10 protein-coding genes and 1 tRNA gene are annotated in these 8,792 nt (G+C 68.0%); 7 read left to right on the top strand and 4 right to left on the bottom strand.

The window, feature by feature from the left end; genetic code table 11:
* Window positions 1-99 precede the first annotated feature (99 nt).
* Entirely contained in the window at window positions 100-1,038 is a 939-nt protein-coding gene (locus LBC97_00505) for a YihY/virulence factor BrkB family protein (GenBank protein MDR2564541.1), read from the top strand.
* 163 nt (window positions 1,039-1,201) lie between these two features.
* Here LBC97_00505 and LBC97_00510 read toward each other — a convergent pair whose 3' ends face one another.
* Genes LBC97_00510 through LBC97_00520 form a run of 3 tightly spaced genes read right to left on the bottom strand, consistent with a single transcriptional unit; the run spans window position 1,202 to window position 2,983 of the window.
* Window positions 1,202-1,657, bottom strand: coding sequence for a DJ-1/PfpI family protein (locus LBC97_00510; protein ID MDR2564542.1), 456 nt, complete (start codon window positions 1,655-1,657; stop codon window positions 1,202-1,204).
* A gap of 8 nt (window positions 1,658-1,665) precedes the next feature.
* Window positions 1,666-2,169: a ClbS/DfsB family four-helix bundle protein gene (locus tag LBC97_00515; protein ID MDR2564543.1), complete on the bottom strand. Its 504-nt coding sequence runs from the start codon at window positions 2,167-2,169 to the stop codon at window positions 1,666-1,668.
* Window positions 2,153-2,983: a MerR family transcriptional regulator gene (locus LBC97_00520; protein MDR2564544.1), complete on the bottom strand. Its 831-nt coding sequence runs from the start codon at window positions 2,981-2,983 to the stop codon at window positions 2,153-2,155. The genes LBC97_00515 and LBC97_00520 overlap by 17 nt, the downstream gene beginning before the upstream one ends.
* 266 nt (window positions 2,984-3,249) lie before the next feature.
* On the opposite strand from LBC97_00520, the gene LBC97_00525 reads away from it, so the two are divergent.
* The 4 genes from LBC97_00525 to LBC97_00540 all read left to right on the top strand — a co-directional run bounded on the left by LBC97_00525 (window position 3,250) and on the right by LBC97_00540 (window position 5,207).
* Entirely contained in the window at window positions 3,250-3,591 is a 342-nt protein-coding gene (locus LBC97_00525) for a hypothetical protein (GenBank protein ID MDR2564545.1), read from the top strand.
* Window positions 3,592-3,890: 299 nt separating this feature from the next.
* A complete protein-coding gene (locus tag LBC97_00530) occupies window positions 3,891-4,079 on the top strand; it encodes a hypothetical protein (protein MDR2564546.1) in 189 nt (62 codons plus the stop codon).
* Window positions 4,072-4,821, top strand: coding sequence for a Fic family protein (locus LBC97_00535; GenBank protein ID MDR2564547.1), 750 nt, complete (start codon window positions 4,072-4,074; stop codon window positions 4,819-4,821). Before LBC97_00530 ends, LBC97_00535 begins: the two co-directional genes overlap by 8 nt.
* A gap of 221 nt (window positions 4,822-5,042) precedes the next feature.
* Window positions 5,043-5,207 carry a hypothetical protein gene (locus LBC97_00540; GenBank protein MDR2564548.1) on the top strand — a complete coding sequence of 55 codons (165 nt, stop codon included), beginning with the start codon at window positions 5,043-5,045 and terminating at the stop codon, window positions 5,205-5,207.
* Between the two features lie 536 nt (window positions 5,208-5,743).
* On the opposite strand, the gene LBC97_00545 is transcribed toward LBC97_00540, so the two are convergent.
* Window positions 5,744-5,816: transfer RNA gene (locus tag LBC97_00545), tRNA-Lys, on the bottom strand.
* Window positions 5,817-5,960: 144 nt separating this feature from the next.
* On the opposite strand from LBC97_00545, the gene LBC97_00550 reads away from it, so the two are divergent.
* Window positions 5,961-6,599 (top strand): thymidine phosphorylase, encoded by a 639-nt coding sequence (locus LBC97_00550; GenBank protein ID MDR2564549.1) that lies wholly within the window; start codon window positions 5,961-5,963, stop codon window positions 6,597-6,599.
* A 28-nt stretch (window positions 6,600-6,627) separates the two neighbouring features.
* Window positions 6,628-7,626, top strand: coding sequence for a GNAT family N-acetyltransferase (locus LBC97_00555; protein ID MDR2564550.1), 999 nt, complete (start codon window positions 6,628-6,630; stop codon window positions 7,624-7,626).
* Window positions 7,627-8,792 lie beyond the last annotated feature (1,166 nt).

The raw sequence follows: 8,792 nt of genomic DNA on the forward strand, positions 1-8,792 counted from the left end.
ATCGGCACTGGCCCGGCCAGGCCGGGCGCGGATCACGGTTCGCCTCCAGGAAGGGGGTCCGCGCGCTCTTGGGCCGGGCTTGGCGCCACAATGGTGGCCATGCCCACGCTGGCCCAAGCGCAGGCGGCCATCCGCCGAGTCGCCAACTGGTGGCAAGCCACCCGCATTGGGCGGACCCTGGCCCGGTATTCGTCCGCGAACGGGTCTTTGCTGGCGGGCGGGATCGCCTACGCGGCGTTGTTCTCGCTGGTCGCGATCCTCACGATCGCGCTGACGGTGTTCGCGGCGGTCCTGGGGAGCGACCGGGAGTTGGACCGCCAGGTCGAAGACCAACTCGCCGGATGGTTCCCGGGCGTGCTCAAGGCGGGCGGCGACGGCCTGGTGGCGCCCAGTTCCTGGATCAAGTCGGGGGCGTTGTCGTTGACCTCGGCGGTGGCCGCCGCTGTGCTCGTGTGGTCGGCGCTGTCCGCAATGAGCGCGGTGCAGACCGGGGTGCGGGCAATGTTCCAACTGGCCCCCAGCCAAGGCGGCGCGGCGTGGCTCCGCCGAGTCTGGGCGCTGGCCGGGTTCGCCGGCCTGGGCATGGGGTTGCTGGCGAGTTCGATTGTGAGTGTGGGCACGGCATCGGCGGACGAATGGGCGGCGCGGCTCTTTGGCGGCGACGGCGCGGGGTTGGCCTTGCGCTGGGCCGGCTACGGCGCGTCTGTGCTGGTGGACGGGGCCTGCGTGGCGCTGATCTTCACGGTGGTGGCGGGCGCGCGGCCACCCAAACGTGACTTGCTGATCGGGTCGTTGGCGGCGGCCGCGGCGATGGGGGTGCTGAAGCACTTGGGCACCCGCGTGGTGGCGCACGCGACGGCGAACGCGCTGCTCGCCTCCGCGACCACCGTGGTCACCCTCTTGGTATGGGTCAATTTGATGGCCCGCGTGGTCCTCTACGCCGCCGCGTGGACCGCCAACCCGCCTTTGCCGCCCGATGCCGTCCGCTCGCCACCCCCTAAACCCCCGCCGGTCGCGGGGCCAGCCGGCAGCCGATAGACCGCGTGCGGAGCGCCGCGGGGCCGCGGCCGGTCGTCTTCCGACCGTGAGCCAGCACTCGTCCGGCGAGGCAGTGCGTGTTCCGCCGTTGGGTCCGGCAAGCGGCCGGTAGACCGTGCGCGGGCTGCCACGGGGTTGCGGCCGGTAGCCATCCAACCGTGGATCAGCGCTTGTCCGGGAACGCCGTGTCTGCTTCGCCGTTGTCTTGACGCCGCTCCTCGGGGATGAGTTCTTCCAGGCCGGCCGGGTCCCAGTTGGCCGCCCGCCGGGCCGAAGCGGCCCGGCGGACCAGCGGCAGCGATCCCGTGCACACGGACGTCACCCAACGCGCCGACCGGGCCTGCCCCCGCACGAACCGAATCAGGTCCGGGTCCCCCATCGCATGGTCGACGCCCCGGCCGCCTGGCACCATCAGCACGTCGGCGGCCGGCGAATCGACGAACGTCACATCCGCCCCGATGGTGAAGCCGCAGTCGGTCGGAACCGGCTCCGAACCGGCGGCGGCCACGTGGAAGTCGATCCCGGGCGTCTTGGCGAACACCTCGGCGGGCCCGGTCAGGTCCAACTGCGTCACGTCCGGGAAGAGAACCGCCACCACCACGACCGGTTTGCCGTCCACAAGCGCGCCTACCAGGTCTTCAGGGCTCGGCGGAGTTTTTTCACGGCCCAGTCGTAGTGGCTGGACGTGGCCGAGATCAGATAGGCCCCCAATGAGGTTGTGCCGGTCCACGGGTAGAGCTTCTTGGTGAAAAGCTCCTCGTCGGTGTGCGCTTCGATGATGCCCATCATGTCCGCGTGCGAGGCCTCAAGCTGCGAGACGGCCTCCGACAAGCTGAGATTCTGCGCGTCCTCCCAGATCGCCTGGTTGAGTGCGGGCAAAGTCTGCCAGGTGTAGCCCTCGCCGGGGATGGCCGGCTTGCCGCCCGCCATCCCCTCGTCGTACCAGCGCCGCATCATCTGGTGCCAGGCCGTCAGGTGGGCCAGCACGTCCCGGAGGTTCCGGTCGCGGTCGGCGAAGCCGAAGACCGCCTCCCGCTGGTCTGCGGAAAACGTGGCGGCCAAAGCGGTCAATTTGCTGTAACCGGTGGCGGCGGCATCGGACAACTGGGTCTTGTCAGTCGGTCTGGGCATGGCCCGCTCCTGTCTCTAGCGCGGCGGCGGCCGGGGGCGCGACCGGGTAGTTGACTTCCGTGACCCAGTTGGCGGGGTCGCGGTCTTGGGCGGGGGAGACCACGTTGATGTTGAACATGGGCCCGGCGGCGGTGTAGCCGTGGGCGGCGGTCCAGCGGCCGATCGCCTCGCTCACGGCACCCACGCCGTCATAGGGGCCCACCAGTGTGGCCCACGCGACCTTTTGCGAGGGAAACTCGGTGACCAGGAAGTCGCCGGCGGGTTCGAAGGCGCCCGAGAACTCGCCCCAGACGGCCACGTCCACTTCCGCTTCGCGGTAGTCGGGATCGAAGTACGTGGCCCCCCAACGGGGCCCGAACTGGGACATGGGCGGCGAGCCGGGGCTTCCCAGGAGCGAGCCGAACTCGGCCCACAAGCCTCCTTCCGCCGCGTAGTCGCGGATGGTGCGGCGCAGTGCCAAGACGCGCAGCGCGGGGAAGTCGCGCTCCTGGACGGCGACGGGCGTGTCCTTCTCCTCGACGTGCTCAATGATGGATGACAAGAGCGATTGCTGGGCCGCGACCTGTTCGGCGGCGGCCTCGAGGCTGCGCCCGTGGGCGGCCAAGGCCGCCCGGAGATCGTCGGCGCGGTCGAACAGCGGCAGCAGGTCCGCGATTTGGGAGATGCCGCACCCGGCGTCCCGCAGCGCCCGGATGCGGGCGGCGGTCCGCAGCTGGCCGGGGCTGTAGAACCGGTACCCGTTGTGCGGGTCGACCCGCGCGGGCGTCAACAGCCCCACCTGGTCGTAGTGCCGCAGCATCCGCACGCTCAGCATTGCGAACCGGAGAAATCCCCAATCCCAAACAGAACACCTATGTCGCCCATAACCTCCACCCAATCGTCTGACATAGTGTCAGGGTCAACCGCCCATGCCCGTCGCCCAAGTATCCCAGCCGGCAAGGGGCGCCGCGCCGGGGTCGGCTCCGCTTGATCAACGAGGAGCATGTCAGCGCTCCGCTCTGGGGGCGCTTGCAGCATGGCCGTGCCCGCTCGGGCTGGCGTGGCCGTCTCGTTCCTGAAGAAGGCCCAGGAATACCCGGCGTGGGCGCGGGCGAACATCGGGGCCGGGCGGGAAGCCACACCGCCGCAGCGGGAGACGCCATCCCTGCGGGCATCAGCGCCAAGGACGCTATAGTCACGGAACTGGTCGGACAGACTTTCGAGACGCGCAACCACGCGGCCGCCGCCAGGGAGTTGCGTTCCGCCCTGGGGACCCGGCCGGATGCAGCGCGAACGGAGCAGGCGCCCAAGGAAGTGCTAGCCGCAAAGACGTATGTCGAGCATGGGTCTGCGCTCGCCTCGACTCATCAGGCGACTGCGCTGGTCCGCCGTCCGCAAACCCTGGTCAAGGCGGCAGCCGAGATTGTTCGTCTGCGCCGGTAGCCTCGCGTCGGGGCCGCGATCCGGGGGCGGCGTCCAAAGGAATCCAAAGACCCAAAAACAGGTCGCCCTCGGCCACAGCCGCCCCCTCGCGGCCGCCAGCATTCACGCCGGGGACGGTGTGCCCCGCAGCTCGGGCGAGGAAGGGTCCGCGCAGCACCGACGCCCCGGCGGTGCACTCGAACGCAGCACCGCGCTGGCGCGGCCCTCCCCATTCGTGCCGTAGCGCTGAGCCAATGCCAGCTTCCCCCGCGAGGCCCCTGGACCGCGGCTAGAATAGTGCCCTTGACAGGGGGTTCGGTATGGCACAAGGGTTGACTGAGGAGCAGATCGACCAGGCGCTGTTGTTCGCCGACGCAGTCCTGGCGGCCGCCGGGCACGCCTACCACGACCCCGAACACGATCAGGATCTGCGCGAGGCGGGGCGCGGGCGCATGACCATCGACGAGGTGGTACGTAGAGGCATCGAGCGCATACGGGACCGTGGCTGACAAGGGCGACTGGGACAGCTACTTCTGGCCCGGAACGCAGGTGCTGCTGAACATCCCCGGCGCTCGCGGTCAGGAGACCCTGAACGCCCTGGAGATGATGGCGGCGAAGTCCCGGACATTCGAGCTGGCAAGGCAGCCAGTCGACGGCTGCTTCGGCCTCGAGCACTTGCGACGCATCCACCAACATCTGTTCCAGGACATCTACGAGTGGGCCGGCGAGTTGCGCACCTCGCCGCCATTCCCGATGGCGATGTTCAAGGGCGGCCCTTCGCCGCAGTCCATTGCTACGGGCAAGTACACCGCGGATGATCGATACCCTTACCGCTACTTCCCGGCAGGGGAGGGCATGGTCGCCCATCTGCGCACATGGTTCGCCCGGTTGGTCGAACCGGCGGACTACGCGGCCATGAGCCCAGCGGTGTTCGCCGGTGCCATCGCCGAGCCGTGGGGCGAAATCAATGCCGCCCACCCGTTCCGCGAGGGCAACACCCGCGCCCAGGTCGCGTTCTTCACTCAATTCGCCGCCGCCCGCGGCCACTTCCTCGACTATGAGCGTTTCGGGAAGGACGAGTGGTTCCGCGCCAAGTTCAATGCCGGGCGGTTCTTAGTCCAGCACAACACCGACACGTCTCTCTTGGCGGAGGCCCTTGCCCAGGTGATCGACCGGCGGATGACGGGCCAGGCCCTCGGGGCAGCCGGAGCTTTGCCCGAATACGAGCCGCACTACGTCTCCGAGGTGTGACCCACCCCCAAAGCCCTTCGCGGCCTAGTCTTGCCGTCCTGTCGCGTCTGTGCAGCGCAGCCGCGAGCAGTCCCTGACTCTGACAGTGCCGGTCCACACGATGGCACCATGCAATCCAGCGTCGAGGCCCTCCTCCAGCGGCCTGCCGCATCGTCCACCTCCGAGCGCGACAAGGGCGACAAGTTCGAGCGCCTGGTCCGCCAGTTTCTGACCGTGGACAGATGCAGGTGGTCGAGGCGGACCGGATCGGGCACCGCATGATAGGACGCCACCCCCGGATCCGGGCGACGGCGATCCAGGCGTGCCGCGAGCGCCAACGGGCGGCGGGGGAGGCGACCATGACGGCGCTCGGCGATCTGTTCAACCGGGCGGGGCAACTCGATTGACCGCTCCGGGCCCCGAAGGCAGGGCGCGACGCCCACCTCGGTTGACGCCTGGAGCGCGCGGCATGCCCATGATCGCCAGGTGGCGGGTCGCCTGAGTCATGACCCCGCGCGGCCCGCTCGGAGGATCTCGTCCGGCGCATCGAAGGTCGGCTGGCGACCGCGCGCCTGTTGCGCAAAGGTGCTCCTGCTCCCGGCTGTACGGCACCCAGTTGCCCCGTCGGAGACAGTCGAACCACCCTGAGCAGTCAGAACGCCCGCGAATAAGTACCACGTTATGTAACACTTTCCGGAGAGGCTGGTGCCCGGCGCGTGGCGGGACAGGCTGCGCCGACTTTCGCCCTCGAGCGAACGCACAGCTCGCCGCAGGCCGGTAGCCCGCCGACACCGTACCGCCTTGGAACGCAATGGTGCATCTGGTGCGCAAAGGTGTTCTCTTTGGCCCCCCGTGTAACGCCAAGCCGCCCAATTGACAACAATACAACCGTCCGGAGCAGCCAAAACGCCTGCAGAGCGCACCGTAGCGCTCCAAGGGCCGGTGGGCCCAGAGGGGCTCGAACCCTCGACCCACGGATTAAAAGTCCGCTGCTCTGCCAACTGAGCTATGGGCCCGCAACCATTGTGCCAGGTTCTCGGGGCCGCGGCCCCGACCGGTACGGTCGGCGCCCGAACAGGGATTGCGTCCGCGAAGGCGGGCGGACGGCATCGTCCGCTGGGCCCGGCGGACCGGCGGCGCCGTGTGGCAGGCTTGGAAGGGTGAGCGAAACGCGCAAGTTCCGCCGGCCGGCCATGCTGGACCCGCGCGATGCGGACCAACTGGTGGGCGGAATCGACCCGGCGCTGGAAGCCGAACTGGCCCACTCCAGCGCGCAGGCGCTGGTGGCGCGCGCAAGGACGGAGGCGCCGGACGACCCGGCGTTGACCGCGCGGCTGGTCTCGCTGGTGGAAAACGAGGGCATTGAGACGCTGGCGGAACTCTGGTCGCATTCGCCGCCGAACTCGCTGCCGGGGGCGCTGTGGCGCGTGTACGCGCTCAGGGAATGGGTGCGGCACGACCCTCGAACCGTGTCCGAACGCTACAAACTCGGCGAGCAGCGCCAACCCGTGGCGCGGGTGGTGGCGGGCGCGGTCGAACCGCCCGGGCCAACCGAGATGCTGCAACTCGCTGACGCAGTGCTGTCCGGGCTGTTCACCGGCGAACTCGACGTGGCCCTGGAACGGGCGGCGGCCTTCGCCCGCATCCTCTCCACAGGATCCGCATTGGACGCGGACTGGTTGGACCAAAGCGACCCAATCGACGCAGCGGCGGTCACACGGCGGGCGGAAAGCCTGCTCAGCACCGCTGAGGCGCTCGAATCGGCGGCCGCCCAATGGCGGTCCGGCAAACTTGAATAAAACAAATCGGGGGAAAAACATGATGGCAGTGGAGCACGAGGCTCTCCAACAATTAGTCGGCGCGCTGGAACCGTCGGTCCGCCAGCAAGCCCTGGATCTGGCCCGGCAAGTGCGCGAACACGATGGTGTCGAGGCCATCAGCGAAGCGCCTCTCCTGGCGCTCTCCGACGGCGACCCGTTCGTCACGCACATTCTGGCCTGGAAGAACGGTGAACTCGCGGGGTACTCGCAGCGGGACGCCGAAGGGGCCTCGGCTGAACTTGCCGTGATTCCGGGAGCCCGCAGGCTCGGCCTGGCCAAAGCCATTGTTCGCACCCTGGCCACCGACACTCCGCAGGTGCGCCTTTGGGCGCACGGCGACTTGGGCGCCGCCCGTATGGTCGCTGACTCGGTCGGCCTGGTGGCCGTCCGCGAGCTTTGGGAGATGACCTCCGACCGCGGCCGCGGCGGTGGTCCGGCGGGCGGGGCCAGCGCTGGCTGGCCCTTGGATGTGACCGGCGGGGATTCGGCGGGCGTGGCCCCGGCGGGCGGTGAAGGTGTGGCCGTCCCGGCGGCCCAGGGGGAACCGGCTGCTCGGTTCGCCGCCAGGGGATTCAATCCCAGCGCCGACCGTGCCGCCTGGATCGACCTCAACTCCGCCGCTTTCGCCGGCCATCCCGAGCAGGGCAAAATGCGGGTCGAAGACCTGGATCGCCGCATGGCCGAGGCCTGGTTCGACCCGGCCGGCTTGCTGTTCGCGGTTCCGGTGAGGGCCGATGGCTCATTCGGCGCGCCGGTCGGCTACGTCTGGACCAAGATTGTGGACGGAATTGGCGAGATCTACGCGATTGGCGTCCATCCGGCGGCCCAAGGCCGCCGCCTGGGCACCTGGCTGCTGGGCGTTGGCCTGGACCACATGGAACGCCTGGGCATCACCGAGGTCCGCCTGTTCGTGGAGGCCGACAACGCCCCGGCCATCGCCTCTTACCGCCGCCAAGGCTTCGTTGTCACCCGCCGCGACATCCAGTACGCCTTCCCGGAGGCGTAGCCCGGCGCCTTGACCCGCCCCACCGTCCCTCCCCTTGAGCGCCGCGAATGACGCCAACTTCTTGGCCCAATCGTCGGGCGGTGTCGCCTCGGCGGCCTTCTCGATTCGTCCCCGCAGAAAATGATGCCTTCGAGCACTTCCTTGTCCCTCGAAGAATCGGGGTAGGCGTGTCAGCCACAGCTTTCCCCGCAGGAACTGTCGCGTGGCCGCGGCCAGCCGGTTTGGGTCGAAGAAGTGCCCGGGGCAACCCGCGTGCACTGACGCCGAGAGGTGGGCCTCCTGCCTTTGATCCCAGCCATCCGTTTTCGGTGCAAATCACAGTTGACGGGGTGTACGGACCGCAGACGCATAACGCGATGATTGTATTCTCGGACAAGCCATACCAGACGACGGCAACGGTATACTGCAGACAAGATCCGAACATCTGATTGCGCCCAGATGGGAAACGAGATGGCACCGGGTGTGCGGTCGATTCGTGCCACCCTGTGCCATCCCGTAAGCAGCCTTCGGCGAAGGGCAACCGCATGTCAGCGACACACTCTGAGCACCTCGTCCAACTGCTCCGTTGCGTGGTTGCCGCCGCGACGGCCTTCGGGTTGCTGGCGGTTTCAAGCTGCGTGGCGTCCGATGGGAAAAAACGCGCAACGCCGACTGCTGGCCCCATCTCTGACAGTCCTGCGCCGCCAGATGCGGATTCGCAATCCGACCCATCAGCGACTGCGAGTATGTATACCCCTGCTGGCGTTGAGTTGCCGCTCTTGCCCTACGCCCACCTGACGGTCGATCCCGGGATGAGCGAAGAACAGCGAGATGCATATAAGAAGTGGTTTGACGCGAGCCAAAACTACCTTGCGTCTTGCATGGCCGCCGCCGGGTTCGAGCACTACCCAGAGGAGTTCGATCCGGGCACGTGGGGCCCACAGCCGATTGAGGGAGCTTTCACCAGTCTCGCGCTACCTTTATTGGCTGAGGATCGCAGTGAGGTCGAAAAGCGAGGCTACGGTCTGACTGATGCTGCGATTGACAACGACCAATCTGAGCAGGGTAAGAACCCTATTAGAAACCTCCATTTTGTTTACCATCCGGTCCGGTAGAGTTCGAGTTTCGCGACGAGTGCGATGATGAATGGGAGTTTCTTGAGTTGCCGCCGGTAGCCGTGGGAGAGT

The sequence above is a fragment of the Bifidobacteriaceae bacterium genome (genome assembly GCA_031281585.1).
GTDB lineage: Bacteria > Actinomycetota > Actinomycetes > Actinomycetales > WQXJ01 > JAIRTF01.